Here is a 20438-nt window from a genome sequence, read left to right on the forward strand (position 1 = left end):
CTACTCACCTCCCTTCATCTGCGATTCCGCGATAGCGCGGTACACCTCGCAGGTTTCCATAAGCTCGTCATGCGTGCCCAGGCCCACGACCTCGCCGTCCTTGAGCACGACGATCTGGTCGGCATGCAAGATCGTCGAGATGCGCTGCGCGATGATGAGCACCGCAGCGTCGCGCGTCTCGTCTTGCAACGCATGGCGCAGGGCGGCATCAGTCTTAAAGTCCAGGGCCGAAAAACTATCGTCGAAGATATATAGATCGGCATGCTTCATGAGCGCACGGGCGATGGCCAGACGTTGGCGCTGGCCGCCCGAAAAGTTCGTGCCGCCCTGCGCCACCGGGGTATCGAGCCCCTGCGGCTGATCGAGCACAAAGGTGCTCTGGGCAACCTGGAGCGCATGAAGCATGTCTGCCTCAGTCGCGTCTTCGTTGCCAAAGCGCAGGTTGCTTGCCACGGTGCCCGAGAACAGCCACGCCTTCTGCGGCACATAGGCAATACGCCCGCGGATGTCGTCTTGCGAAAGTTCGCGCAGATCGACGCCGTTCAGGCGAATGGCGCCCTTCGTGGCATCGTGGAAGCGAAGCAAGAGCTTGGCCACCGTTGACTTGCCCGATCCCGTCGAGCCGACAATCGCAGTCGTCTGACCGCGGCGACAGGCAAAGTTCAGATCGCACAGCGTGTCCTCGTCGGCATCGTCAAAACGAAACGACATGTGATCGAACACGGCGACCGCATCCGATCCGTCCTTTGAGTCGGACGCGCTCGCGTCGAGCGTGCGTTCGCCATCCACGATACTCGGCTCAATCTCCAGCACCTGCTGCGCGCGGTTCAGACATGCGGCGGCGCGCGGGAGTGTCAGCACCACCATCTGCGCCATCATCACAAAGAACAGAATCAGGATCGCGTACTCCAGCACGGCCGAGATGCTGCCGATTTGCATCGCATGGGCGCCCACGCGGTTGCCGCCCACCCACAGCACCGCCACCTCGGCGATGTTCATCAAAAAGAAGCTGGAGCTGTCGAGCCCCACAAACAGGTGGTTGACCTTAATGGCATTGTCCGCGTAATCGCTAAACACCTCGTCCAGGCGCTGCTCCTCATGGCGCTCCTTGTTAAACGCACGGATGACGCGCACACCCACGATGTTTTCGCGCAGCACCACGTTCATACGGTCGATAAAACTCTGCAAGCGCATAAAGATCGGAGCCGCGTTGGCAACCGTAAAGACCGCCGCAACCAGCACGATCGCAACCACGACGCCCAGAAGCATGCCCATGGCCGAATCGATGAGCCAGGCGAAGATGATGCCTGCCACCGCCAGGAACGGCACCGGCAGCACCAGCTGGATCGTCTGCAGAATCGCCTGTTGAATCACGTTGATGTCGTTGAGCGAGCGCGTGATCATCGAGCCCGTACCAAAGCGCTCAAAGTCACTGGCAGACAGCTCGAGCGACTTGTCGTAGACGGCATTGCGGATATCGCAGGCCACGTTGGCGGCCAAGCGCGCCGAAAGATAGCAGCCCAACACCGCGCCGCCGCTGGCCATGCCGGTCGCGATAAGCATGTAGAGGCCGTTGCGCAGGATGTAGTCGACATCGCCCGTGGTGATGCCGGTGTTGACCATGTTCGCCAGCATCGTAGGAACCAACAGCGTACCGACGTTGTCGATTAGCAGCACCAACAACGTCACCGCGACAAGCCTGCGATACGGCTTCATAAACCTCATTAAGAGTCGCACGACTCCCCCTCACCTTGATTCTCGGCCTGGCTCTCGGCAGCGATATGCTGCTTAAAGGCATCGCACTCATCGCCGAGCGCATGGGAAAATTTTCCGATTAGGCGCATGATTTCGCGCTGTTCCCAGGGCTCGAGCACTTCGAAAGCCTGTTGCTCGGCTTCTTGCGCCGGCAGCGCATATTGCTCGGCAAACCGCATGCCCGCTTCGGTCAAACGCACAACCTTGTTCTTACGGCTGCCTTCGGCAAACTCCAACGTTGCGAAACCCCGCGCCGTCAAGGTTTTAATTGCCGAGTTGATAGTCTGCTTGCTGTAGAACCATTCGCTTGTCAGACGGCTTACGGCAACACTGCCGCCCGCCGTGCTGGTATCGACGAGCATCCAGTAAGCGCAGTCCGAAAGACCGCAGGCGCGCGAGAACTCCGAATAGATATGGTCGAGTCCATTGAGCAACCGGTCGAAATCGACCAGTGTAACCGCACTATTCATCTATCCCACCATTCGATTGTCCGATTTTTGACCAATTTTGTATCTCTATATTAGTCCGAGTTTTGACTATCGTCAACAGGCGCTCCGCAAATGTTTGCACTTTTATGGCCTATCGGCAGAAAAAGACCGCCGGCGCGGGGGCAGCGCCAGCGGTCACGTGAAATTCGGGTTTTATTGCCTGTTAAGCGGCGACTGCCTCATAGACCGTAGCGCCCGAGAAGCTATCATGCAGGCTCTTGCCGGCAATCCACGGCAGCTCGACGACCTCGCAGACCGTGTTGACCAGCTCGGAGCAGTCAGTAAAGTGGCCCTTGTCGTTGAGGGCCTCGCAATCCTGAACACGCCAATAGCCATCGGTGTGCGTGATGTAGTACTCGTGATCGTTGATCGACACGAAAGCGCGCGTCTTGGAACGCAGCAGCTTCAGAAATCCTTCGAAATCGGTCTCGACGACATCTCCAGCCTGGAACATGATAGTTACCTCCTGGCCCGGCGCCACCACAGCGCATTGATAAACGTTGGTTCTCCTTTAGTAAAACCTTTATCAGAGCTTATACGCGCATCATTTAGGCAAGTGGTAAAAAACCGCAGGGTAGACGGGATAAAACGTTTAACCATCCCATTTGTTTGTCACATTCTGAAGGCACTTTTATGCAAACTCACTTTCCCAATTGGAATCTATCCTTTTGGCCGGGCAATTGACCGTCTATCGTTTGAGCCCGACGGGTATGAACGGGGCATCTGCAACGCCATCGCAAGGAGACACCATGGAGACTATCGAAGCGCTCATTCACCGCCGCAGCTGTCGCAAATACAGCGATCGCCCCGTCGAGGCCGAAAAGCTTGCACGTATTATCGAAGCCGGCCAATATGCACCGAGCGGCATGGGCCGCCAGCCGGTGACGTTTGTCGCCGTCACCGACCCCGCGACCGCTGAGCGTCTCTCACAGCTCAACGCGCAAGTCATGGGCAGCAACAGCGACCCCTTCTATGGCGCCAAGACCGTTGTGGTGGTGCTGGTCGACCGCAGCGTGCCCACGCATCTGGAAGACGGTTCGCTTGCCATGGGTAACCTGCTCAACGCCGCCTATGCGCTGGGCGTTGATTCGTGCTGGATTCACCGCGCGCATGAGGTTTTCGATTCGCCCGAGGGTCTGGAGCTACTGGCCAGCTGGGGTCTACCCGCCGACGGAAGCCTACGCGGCGTCGGTCACTGCATTCTGGGCTATGCCGAAGACGCACTTCCCGAGGCAAAGCCGCGCCGCGGCAACGTGGTCTACGTAAGGTAACCCAGGAGCGTCATAGGGGTAGCTAATTTGGGACGGGGCTATTTTAGCTACCCCTCTCGCAACTTATATTGACGTCGCCGTTGTCGTCGTTTCGTTCGTGTGAGTCGTTTCGGCTTCGCCGCTTTGTTCGTCCTCGTCCTTTTGCGCATCGGCGATGGTGGTGGCCGCCGCGACGATACCGCGTTGGGGCACAACGCCCGTCTGGGTCTGTGCGCCCTCGACAACTTCTGTGCCTGCATGCGCGAGCTCGGGCGATTTAAACATTGCGTCCAAGTTGGCGCCGCCGCCGGCGTAGCCAAGCGCAGCGAGCGCGATGACGATCGCTGCAACGACAACCATGATCGGCACGTAGCGATGCCAGCCGGCGGGATTGAGCCCGCTGCGGCGAGCCGCCCCGCGGCTGATGTAACCGAGTGTGCCGTCGTGCTTGAGCTTTGAGCCCACCACGCGCTTGCGGCCCCACAGCGACGACTCGGCCTGCATAGCCAAGCGAGCGCTTGCCGAAGGATAGCCATATTTAGTGCGCTTGAACGAGCCATCAAACCCCGAGGCGTGTTTGCCCCACGTCACCGATGTCGTGCGTCGGTTAACCGGCGCGGCGCTCCGTCTTCTGCGGCTCGGTTTTGAAGTCTCAGCCATATGCCCTCGCACGCCGTAACCAAATCGAAACAATAACGCTTTGGACTGTAGCACACGCGTCGCGCGCGGTCACGGGCGCCTCGCTCAACGGTCATCGTCCTTCAGCAAGCGCCACAGCGTTGTACGGCTTATACCCAGCACCTCTGCCGCACGAGTCCGGTTGCCGTGGAGATGATCTACAACCAGATGCGCGATATCTCGCTCGGTATCGGCCAGCGGTCGCAGGATATACAGGTCGCTTTCGAGCGTCGGGGCGCCAAAGGTTGCGGTCTTAATCACGTCCTCTTGGGCGAGCACTTCCTCCGCCACAGCGCGGTCCACCGTGCCCGCCCCCACCAATATATACAGTCGTTCCGAGACCTCGCGGAGCTGCAGATAATTGCGCGGCCAACGGTAAGCATCGAGCGTCTTCGTCGCCGCGGCAGACAGCGTGGGCGCTGCCGTCCCAAATGCATCAGCGAGATATTCCAAATAGCGCGCAGCCTTCGTCGACGCGGCTCCCTGCTCGGCGATTGCCGGCGCCACGCTCACCGCACAGGCGAAGCGCTCGGTCACAAAGGCGGCTTGATCACTTTCGCTGCCGCCCGGCATGTCATTCGCCGTCAGCACCACATGGCAGCGCGTCGCCAACGCGGTGTCGGCCATCGTGGAAACGAGCTCGCGGAGGCGCTGGGGGCCAACCGCGTTCCAGCCCTCAATGCAAAGGGTCAGCCCCGTTTGGAACAGCGGCGATTCGGAGCTTTTGAGCATATGGCGCCAACCGCGATCGGTGAGTTCATCGAGCGCGACGGAAACAAAGGGCTGATCGGCAAAAGGACCGTCCAGATAGAGGCGCTTGGCTATCTCGACCTGACCCGCCCCCAGCTCGCCCTCGAGCATAAGGGGCACTCCGCGCGCGTAGCTCTCGGCGACCGGCGCAGCCATCGAGGCCGCCCCCTCAACGATGCCGTACGCGCTCGATTCGTAGCGGGCCTCAACTTCGTCGGCATTGAGCCATTCGATGCCCGCATGTGCCGCGGCGCCGCGCACCTCGCGGACCACGGCGACCCAAAGCCCCCCGCCCTCTTTGTCGGTGGGGCGAACGGTCAGGCTCAGGCGCGCACCCGCACGTCCCATAACCAGACGCGCGCCGTCTCCTATACGGTCGAGGCGTTCGGTAACAAAAGCCGCCACATCCCGCTCAAGAGCCGCGTCATTCATGGTAGAAATCGCGACGTCCCCCCGCGCATCGATTGCCAATGCCGAGGCCCCGGCAGCAGCCAGGGCCTCGGTCAAGATGTTCAGCTTGGAATCGCTATCCATGATTTGCCCCTGTCCGCGGCGACGTGCAGCCGCCGACGGTCGCACGACCGAGTGTTTCAAAATTGAACGATATTGCTCACCAAACACTATAGGGCAGAAAGCGCCGTCCTGCGAGTATAGGTGTTGCCCCGCATCGCCATCCTGGCGGGGCGATAAGAGCTCTTCGGGACCTATCAACCTGCGGACAAGCCATACCCGCAAGAGCTCCTATCGCTCCACCGCAGGCATGCGCTCACCAGCAGCCAACACGCAAACTGGCTACTTCTCTACCAGATTCCCAGCACGTACTGCATTCCCAAGCTCATGCACGCAATGCCAATCCAGCAGCAAAGGCCCAGCGCAATGGGCTTACCGCCCTTTTTGACCAGCTCAACGATATCGGTATTGAAACCAATAGCCGCCATGGCCATCACGATAAAGAACTTCGAAAGCTCCTTGATAGGTGCCGTAACGGACGCGGGAAGCTGAAGCACCGTGGTGATCACGCTCGCCAGCACGAAGAACAGCACAAACATGGGAAACGCGCGTTTAAGCGAGAACGTGCTTTTGGCGTCGCCGCCAGCCTTGCGCGCTAGATGCATCTGCCAGCATGCGAGGACCAACGTAATGGGAATAATGGCCAGCGTCCTGGTGAGCTTGACCACCGTGGCGCTCTCGAGCACATTGGCACCGGGATGCATGCTGTCCCAGGCGCTCGCCGCAGCCGTTACCGACGAGGTGTCGTTGATGGCGGTGCCGGCAAACATGCCAAAGCCCTCGTTGGTCAGCCCGAGCATGCCGCCGAGCGTCGGAAACACGAGCGCCGCGATAACGTTAAACAGGAAGATGACCGAAATAGCCTGGGCAATCTCGCGATCGTCGGCATCGATGACGGGTGCGGTCGCGGCGATGGCAGAACCGCCGCAAATCGACGAACCCACACCCACAAGCGTCGCGATCTTGCTCGGCACGTTCATGACGCGGCAGAGCACGAAGGCGGCAACAAGCGAGGTCGAGATCGTCGCCACGATAATCGGCAGCGACTGGGCGCCCTTGGACAGAATCTGCGAGAGGTTCATGCCAAAGCCAAGCAGGATAACCGCGTACTGCAAGATCTTTTTGGATGTATAGGTGACGCCAGCAGCGAGCGGTTCGCGACGATTCTTGGGAAAGACGAGAGCCAGGACCATGCCAAAGAGGATGGCAAATACCGGCCCGCCAACCACCTCGATCTGCTTGCCGAGCAGCGTTGCGGGAATGGCGATGATCAGGCAGAACAAGACGCCCTTCCAGCGCTCGCGTACGATATTTGCCAGTTGCATATGGGATTCCTTCTTCCTATTTCACGTTTGCGACGACTTACGATACGACAACGCTAAGCGCAATCCCGCGCAAACGCAGGAAAAAATGTCGCAAAAGTTATCGGGCGGCGATTGAATTACCCACCGCGGAGGGCTGACTCGCGGCATAATAAACAACTGACATATGAGTGTGAATGAACGGTTGCGAGGCGCTATGGAAGAATCGATGCACATCGGCGAGCAAGAAGCGAGCCTACAGGACCAGTCCTACCACACCATTCGACGCAAAATCGTCTACCTGGACTACAAGCCGGGCGAAAAGCTGGGCGTTAAACAGCTTTGCGACGACCTGGATATGGGGCGCACCCCTGTGCGCGAAGCGTTGGTGCGTCTGGCGCAAGAGGGCTTGGTGCGCACCGTGCCCCAAAGCGGCACCTATGTCTCGCCCATCAACCTTACCCTTGCCGAGAGTGCCTGCTACATTCGCGAGCACCTGGAAAAGCAGGTGATCGTGGAGTGCTGCGCGCGTGCCACCTCGGTGGGCATCGAGCAGCTCGACCGCGCCATCGTGCTGCAGGAAAAGGCGATGGCCGAAGAGGATCGCATCGGCTTTTTTTTGAGCGACAATCTCATGCATCGCATGATCTTTAGCATCGCATGCCGCAGCACCGTGTGGTCGTGGCTCGAGGAGACCAATGCCGACCTAGAGCGCTTCCGCTGGCTGCGCGCCGCCACGCAGACGCTCGACAAGCAGGAGATTGTTAACGAGCACAAGCAAATCCGCCGCGCTATTGCCGGACGCGACCCCATCGAGGCGCGCTTTTTGGTGAGCAAGCACCTGCACATGATGTTCCGCAACCAGACCGAGATTCTGGACCAGTATCCCGAGTACTTCGAGACCAGCAAGCTCCGCTAACCTGCCAAAACCACCACAAAGGGGACAGGCACCTTTGTGGTGGTTTCTCCGTACAAAAAGGCCCGGCTCCGTCTGATGACGCGGAGCCGGGCCTTGGCTGTTGGAACGCCGGAACATCCGCTACTCGACAGTAACGCTTTTCGCCAGGTTTCGGGGTTGGTCGACGTCGCAGCCGCGCAGGATGGCGACCTCGCGGGCGAGCAGCTGCAGCGGGACGCTCGCCGTGATGGGGCTGAACACGTCGCGGACTGCCGGCACGCGGATGATGCAATCGGCGATCTTGTTGATCTCCTCGTCGCCCTCGGTGGCAACGACGATGACCTTGGCACCCCGCGCCTTGCACTCCATAAGGTTCGACACGGTCTTGTCGTAGGTGGCGCTCTTGGTGGCCACGGCGATGACAGGGAAGCCCGGGTCGATCAGGGCGATGGGGCCGTGCTTCATCTCACCGGCGGCGTAGGCCTCGGCGTGCAGGTAGCTGACCTCTTTGAGCTTGAGCGCGCCCTCGTAGGAAATGGCGGCGCCCATGCCGCGGCCCACGAACAGCGCCGATTGCGCGCCCTTGCACAGCAGGGCGGCCTCATGAACGGTCTCGGTTTGGGTATCCAAAATCCACTGGATCTGCTCGGCCGTATCGGAAAGCTCGCGGAACAGCATGCGCGCCTGCTTGGTGGTCAGGCGGTACTTGACCTGCGCCAGCAGCAGCGCCAGCAGCGTCAGGCTCACAACCTGGCCGATAAAGCTCTTGGTCGAGGCGACCGCGATCTCCTTGTTGGCCTTGGTATAGATGACGCCGTCGCTCTCGCGCGCCACCGGGCTGCCCACCACATTGGTGATGCCGAAGACCTTGGCACCCTTGATGCGCGCGTCGCGAATGGCGGCAAGGGTATCGGCCGTCTCGCCCGACTGGGACACGGCCACAACAAGCGTCGTCGGCGTGATGATGGGGTTGCGGTAGCGGAACTCGCTTGCCGCCTCGACCTCGGTAGGAATACGAGCCCAGCCCTCAATGAGATTCTTAGCAATGAGGCCAGCGTGATAGCTGGTGCCGCAAGCGATCACGTAGACGCGGTCGATGTCGTTGAGCTCCTCGAGCGAAAGGCCCAGCTCGTCGATGTCGAGCTCGCCGGCTGGCGTCATACGACCGACCAGCGTGTCGCGCACGACGCGCGGCTGCTCGTGGATTTCCTTGAGCATGAAGTCGGGATAACCGCCCTTTTCGGCCATGTCCAGATCCCAGTCGATGTGAGTGACCTTGGGCTCGATAACATTGCCGGCCTCGTCGGTGTATTCGACGCCTGCGGGCGTGAGCTTGGCAAACTGACCGTCCTCGAGCACCACGACATCGCGGGTGGCGTCGATGAGTGCAATGACGTCGGAGGCGACATAGGCGCCGGTCTCGCCTGCGCCTACCACAATCGGGGAATCCTTGCGGGCTACGGCGATCACGCCGGGCTCGTCAGCGCACACTGCGGCCAGACCATAGGCACCGACCACGTGGGTGCAAGCCTCGCGCACGGAGGCCATCAGGTCGTGCGTCTCGGCATAGGCCTCTTCGATCAGATGCGCAAAGACCTCGGTATCGGTCTCGCTCTTAAAGTGGTGGCCGCGGCCCTCCAGCTCTTCGCGCAGCTCAGCGAAGTTCTCGATGATGCCGTTGTGGACGATGGCGATACGACCGTCGCAGCTGGTGTGGGGATGGGCGTTAACGACGGAGGGCTTGCCGTGGGTAGCCCAGCGGGTATGGCCGATGCCGCAGGTAGCGTCGCTGTCGATATTGGAAAGCTCGCTCTCCAGGCCCGCGACCTTGCCCACGCGGCGGATGACGTCGAGGTGAGCCGCGGCGCCCTCGCCCACCTCGAGCGCAACGCCCGAGGAGTCATAGCCGCGATATTCCATGCGCTTGAGGCCCGTGACCAGGATGTTCTTTGCAATATCAGAGCCGGTGTAGCCGACAATTCCGCACATAGGATAAATCCCTTCGTTCGCGTGACTGCAAGACGTCCACGCACAGGGGGCGCTGAGACGTATAACGTTCGAGTATTGTACTCACGCAAGCGCAAGCTGATATACCAGAAGTGGTATCTCAACTTAGATACCACCCGATGCACACATGCCCAGCCGGTCCAAACCACCACAATGGGGACAGGCACCTTTAACGGTGGTTTGGGCCGGGGCGGCGGCTTATCCCGGCGAAAGATCTCGATCTGTAACATCTGCGGCTCCGGAAGCCGGCTTAGTGTTACAGATCGAGACATTACGGTTCGGCCCCTGCACTATGTCTCGATCTGTAACAGGTAGAGCCGGTTTTGCCGTCCAGATGTTACAGATCGAGACAATTGAAGGCCCGGGCAGCTCAAACCACCACAAAGGTGCCTGTCCCCTTCGTGGTGGTCCGGGGCAGTAGCGGCGTTTCCCCAGATAAAACCTGCCAAAATAAACCTGTCCCTAATTGGCAGGTTTTGACACCCTGCGGGCGGGCGATGCTACAATCTGGCTTGTACTTGAAACGCATCAAAGGGGCCGCTATGGCAAAGGTTAAAATCAGCGACGTCGCGCGCGAAGCCGGGGTTTCGCTGGGCACGGTATCCAACGCGCTCAACCACCCCGAAAAGCTGCGCCCCGAGACCCTCAAGCTCATTAACGAAACCATCAATCGACTGGGCTACCTGCCCAACCAAAGCGCTCGTCAGCTTGCGGGCGGCGCCACCAAGTCCTTTGGCCTGGTGCTCCCCCGTCTCGATCACGGCTTTTCGCTCCAAATCGCCAGCGGCGCCCACAACGAGGCCCGCAAGCACGGCTACGATCTGCTCATCGCCAATGCCGATAACGACGATATTCTCGAGGATCATTACCTGCGCTACTTTATGGGCACTCAGATGTCCGGCGTCATGGTTCAGCCCATGGCATCCCCCGACTGGCGCCCCGCCATGACCAAAATGCCCGTGCCGATCGTCCATCTGGACATCCACTGCTCCGAACCCGGTTACTACGTGGCCACCGACAACGAGGCACAGGGGCGCATTATCGCCGAGCTCGCCATCGCCCGCGACGCACGCCATATCACCGTTGTGGGCAGAGCGGCATTTATGCAGCTCACCCTGCGCGTCCTTGGCATCCACAAAGCACTTGCCCTGCATCCCGATATCAAAATTGAGGTCATCGATGCCGGAGAGTGGAATACCGCAGCCGACGGCTACAGCATCGGTACCCAGATTGCCGAACGCCCTGCTGACGAGCGCCCCGATTTTGTCATCGGCTTGACCGACGTATTGGCCTCGGGCGTTATCTCGGCGCTGACCGACAAAGGCATCTTCGTCCCCGAGCAGGTCCGTGTGGCCGGCTGCGACGGCAACCCCCTTGCATGGAGCGGGTCTGTTCCCCTTACCACCGTGGCGCCGCCGGGCTACGAAATTGGCCGCAAGGGCGTACAGCTGCTCATGGAACAAATCGAGGATAAACCTGTCGCCAAGACCAAACGAGTCCGCATCGGCTCCGCCGCGCGCACCGTCACCACGGTCACGGCCAGCGAGGACATTAACCGTCAGGAGCTCGTGCGTCCCTTCTTGCTCGAGCGCGTAAGCACCCAAAATGCCAAGCCGCACCCGACGGGCCAACCCATGGTCCCGACAACCGACATCAACCTAGGCGCCTACTTGTAACAAAAAAACGCCGAAACGGAAACAGGCCCGCTGCGGCGTTTTTTACTGGCCCCATGCGCCCCCCGTTTAGCCGGACCTGCGGTTACGGATATTTATGGAATGTAATCCAATTTTCATTAACTTTTTTGTTAAAATAGACTCAATTCCATTTTTTTAGATATTTCCTATAAGTATTGATTTTGCTCCAGTTTTTTCTCGCCAAGAAAGGGGTTTCATGAATCTGATTGATCGCAAACAGTACCTCGACTGGCTCATTTCGTGGAAAGACTCGCACGTCATCAAGGTCGTTTCGGGCGTGCGAAGGTCCGGCAAATCAAAGCTATTCGAAATCTACCGTAGCTACCTGCGCGATCATGGAATCACAGGTGACCAGGTTATATCCCTCAACTTTGAAGACCTGGAGTTCGAGTCGCTTACGTCATATAGAGCACTCTACGACTACATTTCCGCCAGACTCGTCCCCGATAAGATGAACTACGTTTTTCTGGACGAGATACAGCACGTCGAGCATTTCGAAAAAGCCGTCGACAGTCTTTTTATCAAGGACAATGTCGACCTCTACATAACCGGTTCCAACGCCTATCTGCTCTCGAGCGAGCTGGCTACTTTGCTCTCCGGTCGCTACGTAGAGCTCAAGATGCTGCCCCTATCCTTTAAAGAGTTTTGCTCGGCAAAAACCAATGACGGAAAGGCTCCCGCGCAGTTGTTTGACGAGTACATCACCCGGGGCTCTTTTCCCTTTATCGCCGAGACGGGTATTCAGGGACCCCAGGCGCGCGATTATCTTATGAGCCTCTACGATACCATCGTCATACGCGACGTTATCGAACGCCTGAAGGTCTCGGACGTCCCGACCCTGCGCGATATCACCAAGTTCCTACTCCATAGCATTGGAAACCGGATCTCGATTAAAAAAATCTCCGACACGCTCTCGTCCAACGGCAACAAAACCGACCAGAAAACCGTAGCCAAGTACCTCAAAGGCTTAACAGACAGCCTTGTGCTGTACTTTGCTCCGCGCTATAACGTGCGCGGTCGGCAGCTTCTTTCAACAAACGGCAAATACTACGCCGTTGACCTTGGACTTAGAGGCGCTCTTGTCAAAACCCAAAGCAGCGATATCGGTCATATCCTCGAAAATGTTGTTTATCTCGAGCTCCTACGCCGTGGATACGACGTCTACGTGGGCGATATCGACGGCGGGGAAATCGATTTTGTTGCCCTAAACTCAGACGAGACAGCCTATTTTCAGGTTTCAGCCACAACGCTCGACGAAACCACCCTCAATCGAGAGTTGGCCCCCTTTAAGAAAGTCCGAGACAACTACCCCAAGACGCTTCTTACGCTCGACACGCTGTTTGCGGACGCGAACTACGAAGGAGTCCGCAAGCGCAACGTGATCGACTGGCTCCTTGAGTAACTTGTAGCGTCATAACCCTCCGCCAGCTCCTTACCAAGGCCGCAGCCCCAGTCGCTTAAAGCACAATGCCCCTCTTATCAGCCAAAACAGCAATCTTGGCGTGATAAGAGGGGCTGACTGCGTCGGCGCCTCCACGCAGGCGCCGTTGCCGCCACCGTCCCGCGGGATCGGGCGCGGGACATGGCGACTCACGTACAAACGCTAACACACGGCCTTGACCGCCGCCGTCAGATCGAACAACGTGTCGAGCACGGCCTCGCAGCCATCCACCACGTCCTGCGGCAGCGGCACGATATCGGGGACGGCAAAGACGTGGCAGCCGGCCGTGATGCCCGAGACGCAGCCGTTGCGTGAGTCCTCGACCACGGCGCACTCCTCGGGAGCAAAGCCCGCGCGCTCGCAGGCGAGCAGGTACATCTCGGGATCGGGCTTGCCGTGCGCGACGTCATCGCCGCAGGTCACCGTTTCAAACTTGTCAAAGAGACCGACCATCTTAAGGTTGCGCTCGGCGGTAACGTGGCGCGACGACGTCGCGAGGCCCACGTGATAGCCCGCAGCCAGCAGCTCGTCGAGGCACTCGGCGGCGCCGGCCTTAAGCTCCAGGTCGGTCTTGACCATCTCGTCGCGAATCTCCCTATGGCGACGATAGATTGCCTCAGCGGTTTCGCAGCTGTCGTAATGCTCCTCAAGGATGCCCATGACGTCGGGCAGCGTACGACCGATAAACTGATGGATCAGCGCATCATCAATCGCGAATCCCAGCTCGGCCGCGCCCGCCTTCCACGCCTTGATACCCAAACGCTCGGTATCGACCAGCGTTCCGTCCATGTCAAAAATAACGGCATTGATCATATCGGTCCCCCATCGCTTCGCGCTTCTGTACTCCCGCAACTTTACCGCACCTGTAGACTTGTATATAACGTATATAGCATATTGCATTTTCGTTACATAGATAGAAGTCTTATGACAAGCGGCTCGGTAGGATTATAGTTTTCGACCGAGTACTCAACGGCAAGGATCGATTCATGCTTTCAGACACCACCGCACCTGCAGAGGGGCTTCAGGACAAACTCACAGCGCTCGAGCAGCTGCTTTTGGCATACGGACGCGTCGCCATTGGCTTTTCCGGCGGCGTCGACAGCAGCTTTCTGGCCGCGGTCTGCGCCCGCATCATGCCCGCCAGCACGCTTCTCGTTCACCTCACCACGCCGCTCATCGGCACGCCCGAGCAGGCTTCGTTTGAGCGGTCCGTTGACGGGCAGGCCAATGAGGGGCCGCATTTTAAGCTCCCCGTGCTCAATCTTTCGGTCGATCAGCTGCGGCTCCCCCAAGTAGCCTGCAACGATGCCGACCGCTGCTACCACTGCAAGCGCGCCGGCTTTACCGCCATCGTCAACCACGCCAAGTCGCTGGGCTTTCCCACCGTCATCGACGGCAGCAACGCAAGCGACCGCGGTGACTACCGCCCCGGCATGCGCGCTGCCCAGGAGCTCGGCGTACGCTCCCCTCTCATGGAGGTCGGCTTTACCAAGGACGAGGAGCGCGAGTTGCTGCGCGCCTGGGGATACCCCGTCTGGAACCTGCCGGCAGGAGCCTGCCTGGCCACGCGTGTCCCCACGGGCGAGGAGCTCACGCGCGAGAAGGTCGATGTAATCCGCACCTGTGAGGACTACCTGCACGACCTTGGCCTGGACCAGGTCCGCGCACGCCTCGTCGGCGGCTGCATGCATATCGAAGCCGCTCCCGCAGATCTCGCTAAGATTGCCGCCCTCGGCAGTGCCGCCGTCGACGGCGAGGGCAAGACCCCGTTGCCCGCCGCCATCGAGTCCGCGCTGCGCGAGCTGGGCTGCGCCCACATCTTCCCCGAGGTCACCCCCTACATCCACGGCAACATGAACCTTTAGGTTACGCCGTTTTACAAACGGCGTAACTGCTCGGCGCTGCGCAGGCCCCGGGCGCGGCAATCTGACGTTCAACTTCACGGGCGCGACCAAAAGGTCAGCGCCCGCTTGTTTCACGTCACCTTACCGCACCCGGAGCCTGCTCGCTCGCATATGCTCAACCTGGACTGCGTTAACTGACCTACCAAAAGGGACAGGTTTATTTTGGCAGGTTTTATCTGGGGAAATATCGCGAGACAATCGCCCCTCCAGCACCCATCTGGCCTCGAGAGACACTAGAGAGGCGACCCGGCTGCATCTACTTCTTCCGATAGCGGCGGTTGCGGCTCGTCGATGAACCCATTACTTCAATGAGTCCTTTATCCGCCATTTTTGGCAGATGGTAACGGACGGACGAAATCTTAACCCCCGATGCAACCGCTATTTCTCGCGCCGTCATATCCATTCCGGCGCTGAGAGCCTCCAGGATCCTATCCGCCGTCGAAGCTGACAATTCTCTGCTCATATCGATAATTTCAAACGTGTCTTTGCCACATTTTGACAGGACATGTTTATCGACAAGGCCCCCGCAGATCAGGCGAATGTCATCCGAATCCCACTTCAAAGCCTCTCGTATTTTTTGAACATCGCATACGCACCCATGCTCCCGCATAAACATGAGCAATGTTTCCTCGCGATGCGTCAGTTCGGTGTCCACATGGCCCTGAATCCACATGCGGTTTTCAGCAAGCTCCGCCCCGTGCCGGGAAAGCAGCACCGTAAACGAATCGGCCTTAACGATAAATTTCGGCCTGCCAAGCGAACGAGACTCCATCTCGCGAATCATAGCCGGGATGCCAGATCCCTGACTTTCCGCAACAGCCCCCTCAGCATGCTCTAACGGCGTCGCCCCCATCAGGCTCATGAGCTTTGGGTTTCGGCAGCGCGATTCCCCGTCCGCAAGATTGTCCACCGTCTTTCCGCCCCAAAGCCCGCCGGGGTTTTTGATCTCTATTCTGTCTGGGTAGATATCGACGCTCACGGCCTGCCCCACAAACATGGGCGAATACTCTCGATGGATGCAGGCATTCGCCAAGGCCTCGCGCAAAACCTCCTGGGGTACTTCCCAATCTTCCCTTCTACCAGCGCCTCGCACTATCGCCGCTTTGCGCAAGTTTCGTCCGATCGCAGCGAGGGCATCTTCGATGCAAGCCGGAATCGGGCCATCGCACAACTGGCGGTCAATAAACCGGGGTTGCCCAGGAGCAGATTTTTCCACATCGGAATGAACGGCGACATCGATCATCAGCTTAGGATAGAACTGCTGGGGGTAGATTCCCGCCGACAGCAGCCCCGCGAGCTTCACAGCTCCATCCTTTGTAGTGATATTGAGTCTGGCCAGCTGCTTTTCCAGCGTATCGGCCCCGCGCAAAACGCGCGGGGTCTGCAGCCGGCGATTTGCGATAATGGACCGCACGACATCTGGATCCAAATCCTCGACTGTTGCCTCCGAAACCACCGTACCGTCTGCATCGCTCGGAAGCAACGCACTCTGTAGCTCATATAGCTCAGCGGGCGACATCTTGATATCTTTATCATCCACGCGCTTGTAGCTACCGTTCTGCACGCCGCGCGCGCCGATATAGCATGGCTTCGCTTTGAGCTCAAGTTCAAAGATGCGCACCAGAAGTACCTGGAGCCCGTCGACCTCGCCTCGATCAAGCTCATACCGTGGCGCATGGGTCACCACCGCCGCTGAGCCTCCGTCTCCGATACCCGAAACAAACTGGTCGCGCACCCTGTCGATAGCAAAGTTGGCAGAAGGAACAAATCCTTCGGCTTCGTTCAGGCCCAAAATAATGAGCCCGCCCGCAGTGTTCGCAAAAGCACTCACTGTCTCCCATACGTCTGCACTCAATTTATTCGTGCAGGCTTTAACTTCTACCGATGCGTCATCGGTCCCCCGCCTGCGAAGGCGCTCAACGATAAGGCCAAGAGGTTCATCCAACAGCATTGGCATTCCGTCTCTCTAAAACAATAGATTTATCTCTCTAAAGCTTAGTATATCTCTCTAACTTTAGAGAGATGAGCACCTTCTTTTAGAGAGAAATTTAGAGAGATGTATCGAATTCACTGCTAGATTACCTAAGGCCATCTCTCTAACCGACGTTCTCTTTAGAGAGACGTTTAGAGAGACGAGCGCATCTCTCTAACCATGGGCTCCGCTCTTTAAAGCGTACACATCCCAACCGTGCCCTAAGTTGCGGCGGGCATTACCCCGCCAACCCGCCAAAAGAGGACGGGTTTATTTTGGCAGGTTTTATCTGGGAAACGACCTGCGGCGTCTCCTGCTAGACTGGTAGATTCGCAACCGACTAACCAGGAGCCCCCATGTCGCGCAAGTCCGCCTACAAGCAAGTACTTTCCATCGGCACCGCCGTGGTGCTGGGGTTTGCGCTGTTTACGGGATCGATCGACGGAGCGCCCAAGCTGTTGTCGCCGCAAAGCGATGAGCAGGCGGCGGCTCTGGCCGAGAAGCAAAGCGAGAGCCCCAACCGCACCGACGACGAAGCGGACTTGGTCGCCCGGCTCGAATCGGGAACGGCGAGCTCCCCGGACCCTCAAAACAGCCAGGACTCTGGCGATGGCTCCGATTCCGCCGCAACCGACACCGGTGACGACGCATCCGCAAACAGCGCCACCCCCATCGACGAGGTCGAAAACCCCGATCTCAACCGCGCCCGCGGCGTATATCTCAGCAGCATTCCCGACTACGCCGGCAACCCCTACGTTGCCCTTCGTGCCGACAGCACGCACGCGCTCGGCACGCCATCATTCACGCTCGATGAATACGAGCGCGCTGCAGAAGAGGGCTGCTTTAAGAAGTTCTCTAAACTCGACAGCCTGGGCCGTACCCGCAAAGCACTCGCCTGCATAGGACCTGAATCGCTCGGTCAGGGCAAGCGCGGCGATATCTCGCGTATCCACCCCGCCGGATGGCACCAGCAGCGCTACGACTTTATTCCGAGCCAGAGCCTCTATAACCGTTGCCACCTTATCGCTTGGTCGCTCTGCGGCGAAAACGCCAACCGCAAAAATCTCCTGACCGGCACGCGCTATCTCAACGAGACGGGCATGTTGCCCTTCGAAGAGCAGATCCTCGGCTATATCCGCGACACGGGCAACCACGTGCTCTACCGCGTCACGCCCATGTACAACGAAGAGGAACTCGTCTGCCGCGGTGTCCGCCTCGAGGCGCAGTCGGTCGAGGACCACGGCAAGACACTGTGCTTCCACGTGTACTGCTACAACCTGCAGCCGCATGTGCAGATCGACTACGCCACCGGCCGCAACCAGGCCTCGGGGGATTAGCCCCGAGCCACGACAAGAACCGATTTGCAACCCCACCGGGGATCAAAAAGGGCCGCTCCGGATCACCCAGAGCGGCCCTTGCATCGGCACGTATGTTACAGGCAACGTCACACGCTACTTGGCGCGGCCCTCCTCATAGCGCTCGACCAGCTTGGCCTGAACGTCATAAGGCACCTGCTCATAGCCCGCGGGCTTCATGGTAAAGTCGCCCGTGCCGCGCGTAATAGAGCGCAGGCGCGTCGAGTAATCCGTCAGCTCGGCCAGCGGCGCCTGGGCGATGACCACGGTGTCTCCGCGCTCATCGGTCTCCATGCCCGTCACGCGACCACGCGAGGCCGAGATGTCGCCCATCACGGCGCCGGCGTAGCTCTCGGGGATCGTCACCGTGATTTCCTCGATGGGCTCCAGCACCACCGGGTCGGCATCGGCGCACGCCTTGCGCAGGCCGATGCGGGCCGCCGCGCGGAACGCCATCTCGTTGGAGTCGACGCTGTGATACGAGCCGTCGTACACAGCCACGCGAATGCCCGTGAGCGGGTAGCCGGCGATGATGCCGTCCTTCATAGTCTCCTGAACACCCTTATCCACGGCAGGGATCAGCGAGCGCGGAATGCGGCCGCCCACGACCTCGTCCACAAACTCATAACCGTCGCTCGTACCGTCGGCGGTAATCATCGGCTCCACACGCAGCCAGCAGTCACCATACTGACCGGCACCACCAGTCTGCTTCTTATGACGACCCTGGGCACTTGCCGTGCGGCGGATGGTCTCGCGATACGGGATACGGATCGGCACGCTCTTGGCAGCGACCTTGGTGCGGTCCTCCAGACGATTGAGCAGGACCGAAACCTGTGCCTCGCCCACCGCCGAGATAATGGTCTGGCCGGTCTCCTCGTCGCGGTCGATGCTCATGGTCGGATCGGCCTTGCAAGCCTTCTCGATAAACGTGTAGAGCTTCTCTTCGTCGCCGCGATTCTCGGCCTCGATGGCAATGCGGTACTGCGAGTTGGGGAACTTAAACGCCGCAGCCTCGACCTTACCGGTAATCGAGAGCGTATCGCCCGTCTCGGCAGCCAGCTTGGGCGCCACGATGATATCGCCGGCATACGCGTGCCCGACCTCGGTCATGTCGCGGCCGCACATCACATACAGGTGAGCCAGACGCTCGCCCTTGCGCGTGCGGGCGTTGATCAGCTCAAGACCCGGCTCAAGCGTGCCCGTCAGCACCTTGATAAAGCTGATGCGACCCTGCTGCGGGTCGGCCAGGGTCTTAAACACAAACGCCACCGGGCGGTCATCGTCACTCGAGATCTTGAGCGAATCACCGTCGATGAGCGGCATCTCGCCGTAGTCCGTCGGCGCCGGGAAGTACGTGGCGATGTCGTCCATCAGCGAGTTGACGCCCTGCTCCTTAATGCAATCGCCCGCAAAGACCGGCACAAAGATGCGCTCGGCGATCGCCTTCGACAGCAGGCCCTCGAGCTCTTCCTGCGTCAGCGTCTCCTCGCCTTCCAGGTATTTCATCATCAGCTCGTCGTCGGCCTCGGCCACCAGCTCGCACAGATGGTCGTGGGCCTCCTCGGCCTGGGTACGATACTCCTCGGGAATCTCCGACTCAACGGCTTCAGCGCCGTTGCAATGGCGCGCCTTCATGCGCACCAGGTCGATGATGCCGTCAAAGTCCTCGCCCTCGCCCCAGGGAAGGGTCACGGCACCCAGGCGCGTACCAAAGCGCTCCTGCAGCAGGTCCATCGTGGTCGCAAAGCTGGCCTCGGAGCGCGACAGGCGGTTTACGAACACCGCACGCGCCAGACGCAGGTCCTCGGCGGCATACCAGAGCTTAACCGTCGTAGGCTGCGGGCCGGCCTCGGCGTCGACAACAAACAGAGCCGTCTCGCAGACGCTCATCGCGGCATAGGCGTCGCCGATAAAATCGGGATAGCACGGGGCATCGAGCACGTTGATGCGCGCGCCCTTCCAGTCGATCGGCGCAATGGTCGTCGAGATGGAAAATGCACGCTTGACCTCTTCGGGGTCATAGTCAAGCGTGGGCTTGGTGCCGTCGTGGCCGCCCAGGCGGGCGGTCTTGCCGGAAAGGTGGAGCATGGCCTCGGCGAGTGAAGTCTTGCCCACCCCGCCTTGGCCTACGAGCACCACGTTCCTTACGTTACCGGTCTTGGGAGCACCCATGATGACCTCCTTGCAGGGCCGCGCGCAATGCGCGACGCCAACGGGGAGAGTTCGCGGTCGGTGCCGTCCCGGGAGCAGCATGGTCGGCAGCCGAGCCGACTCACCCTCCAAATGTCCTATGCCACCACCCTACCCTTGCATCCGCCTGTCCATGCACACCTTTCGGCGCACGTATGAATACAGACGGCGAGAGGCCAGAGCAAACGTGCGAGGCGATTATTAAACCCCATCGATACAAATAAAAGCCGCCGCAGGCCGTAAGA

The 20438-nt window shown here is 59.5% G+C and carries 16 protein-coding genes; 6 read left to right on the forward strand and 10 right to left on the reverse strand.

All coding sequences use genetic code 11. The annotated features are described in order from the left end of the window. The 3 genes from DXD94_RS08595 to DXD94_RS08605 form a co-directional block, all read right to left on the reverse strand. On the reverse strand, window positions 1-1725 hold the full coding sequence (locus DXD94_RS08595; protein WP_117763817.1) for an ABC transporter ATP-binding protein: 1725 nt from the start codon (window positions 1723-1725) through the stop codon (window positions 1-3). After that, a complete protein-coding gene (locus tag DXD94_RS08600; protein ID WP_117734866.1) occupies window positions 1725-2225 on the reverse strand; it encodes a MarR family winged helix-turn-helix transcriptional regulator in 501 nt (166 codons plus the stop codon). The genes DXD94_RS08595 and DXD94_RS08600 overlap by 1 nt, the downstream gene beginning before the upstream one ends. A 181-nt stretch (window positions 2226-2406) precedes the next feature. Beyond that, window positions 2407-2697 (reverse strand): hypothetical protein, encoded by a 291-nt coding sequence (locus DXD94_RS08605; protein WP_006235631.1) that lies wholly within the window; start codon window positions 2695-2697, stop codon window positions 2407-2409. Window positions 2698-2992: 295 nt separating this feature from the next. Here DXD94_RS08605 and DXD94_RS08610 point away from each other — a divergent pair, with 295 nt between their 5' ends. After that, a complete protein-coding gene (locus DXD94_RS08610; protein ID WP_117763818.1) occupies window positions 2993-3514 on the forward strand; it encodes a nitroreductase in 522 nt (173 codons plus the stop codon). A gap of 63 nt (window positions 3515-3577) precedes the next feature. Here DXD94_RS08610 and DXD94_RS08615 read toward each other — a convergent pair whose 3' ends face one another. The 3 genes from DXD94_RS08615 to DXD94_RS08625 all read right to left on the reverse strand — a co-directional run bounded on the left by DXD94_RS08615 (window position 3578) and on the right by DXD94_RS08625 (window position 6756). Further along, on the reverse strand, window positions 3578-4153 hold the full coding sequence (locus DXD94_RS08615; RefSeq protein ID WP_158564815.1) for a hypothetical protein: 576 nt from the start codon (window positions 4151-4153) through the stop codon (window positions 3578-3580). An 84-nt stretch (window positions 4154-4237) separates the two neighbouring features. After that, window positions 4238-5455, reverse strand: a complete 1218-nt coding sequence (locus DXD94_RS08620) for a helix-turn-helix domain-containing protein (protein ID WP_117734863.1) — start codon at window positions 5453-5455, stop codon at window positions 4238-4240. A 266-nt stretch (window positions 5456-5721) separates the two neighbouring features. After that, entirely contained in the window at window positions 5722-6756 is a 1035-nt protein-coding gene (locus tag DXD94_RS08625; protein ID WP_117734862.1) for a YeiH family protein, read from the reverse strand. Between the two features lie 193 nt (window positions 6757-6949). Between DXD94_RS08625 and DXD94_RS08630 the strand changes: the two genes are divergently transcribed. Further along, window positions 6950-7651: a GntR family transcriptional regulator gene (locus tag DXD94_RS08630; RefSeq protein WP_233502147.1), complete on the forward strand. Its 702-nt coding sequence runs from the start codon at window positions 6950-6952 to the stop codon at window positions 7649-7651. 120 nt (window positions 7652-7771) lie between these two features. On the opposite strand, the gene glmS is transcribed toward DXD94_RS08630, so the two are convergent. Then, a complete protein-coding gene (gene glmS / locus DXD94_RS08635) occupies window positions 7772-9619 on the reverse strand; it encodes a glutamine--fructose-6-phosphate transaminase (isomerizing) (RefSeq protein ID WP_117763820.1) in 1848 nt (615 codons plus the stop codon). Window positions 9620-10179: 560 nt separating this feature from the next. Between glmS and DXD94_RS08640 the strand changes: the two genes are divergently transcribed. Together DXD94_RS08640 and DXD94_RS08645 are read left to right on the forward strand one after the other, a co-directional pair. Beyond that, the gene (locus DXD94_RS08640) at window positions 10180-11313 is read left to right on the forward strand and encodes a LacI family DNA-binding transcriptional regulator (RefSeq protein ID WP_233540356.1); all 1134 of its coding nucleotides are present in this window, start codon (window positions 10180-10182) and stop codon (window positions 11311-11313) included. 214 nt (window positions 11314-11527) lie between these two features. Then, entirely contained in the window at window positions 11528-12733 is a 1206-nt protein-coding gene (locus tag DXD94_RS08645; protein WP_117763821.1) for an ATP-binding protein, read from the forward strand. 201 nt (window positions 12734-12934) lie between these two features. Here DXD94_RS08645 and DXD94_RS08650 read toward each other — a convergent pair whose 3' ends face one another. After that, entirely contained in the window at window positions 12935-13585 is a 651-nt protein-coding gene (locus tag DXD94_RS08650; RefSeq protein WP_117794809.1) for an HAD family phosphatase, read from the reverse strand. A 173-nt stretch (window positions 13586-13758) separates the two neighbouring features. On the opposite strand from DXD94_RS08650, the gene DXD94_RS08655 reads away from it, so the two are divergent. Next, window positions 13759-14637 (forward strand): ATP-dependent sacrificial sulfur transferase LarE, encoded by an 879-nt coding sequence (locus DXD94_RS08655; protein ID WP_117763823.1) that lies wholly within the window; start codon window positions 13759-13761, stop codon window positions 14635-14637. A gap of 295 nt (window positions 14638-14932) precedes the next feature. On the opposite strand, the gene DXD94_RS08660 is transcribed toward DXD94_RS08655, so the two are convergent. After that, window positions 14933-16627: an ATP-binding protein gene (locus tag DXD94_RS08660; RefSeq protein ID WP_158564816.1), complete on the reverse strand. Its 1695-nt coding sequence runs from the start codon at window positions 16625-16627 to the stop codon at window positions 14933-14935. A 377-nt stretch (window positions 16628-17004) separates the two neighbouring features. Here DXD94_RS08660 and DXD94_RS08665 point away from each other — a divergent pair, with 377 nt between their 5' ends. Next, window positions 17005-17985 carry a DNA/RNA non-specific endonuclease gene (locus DXD94_RS08665; RefSeq protein ID WP_117763825.1) on the forward strand — a complete coding sequence of 327 codons (981 nt, stop codon included), beginning with the start codon at window positions 17005-17007 and terminating at the stop codon, window positions 17983-17985. 114 nt (window positions 17986-18099) lie between these two features. Here DXD94_RS08665 and DXD94_RS08670 read toward each other — a convergent pair whose 3' ends face one another. Continuing rightward, complete coding sequence (locus DXD94_RS08670; protein WP_117763826.1) at window positions 18100-20175, reverse strand: translation factor GTPase family protein; 2076 nt, start codon at window positions 20173-20175, stop codon at window positions 18100-18102. Between the last annotated feature and the right edge of the window lie 263 nt (window positions 20176-20438).

Origin of the sequence: Collinsella sp. TM10-22 (genome assembly GCF_003466125.1) — a bacterium.
Lineage (GTDB): Bacteria > Actinomycetota > Coriobacteriia > Coriobacteriales > Coriobacteriaceae > Collinsella.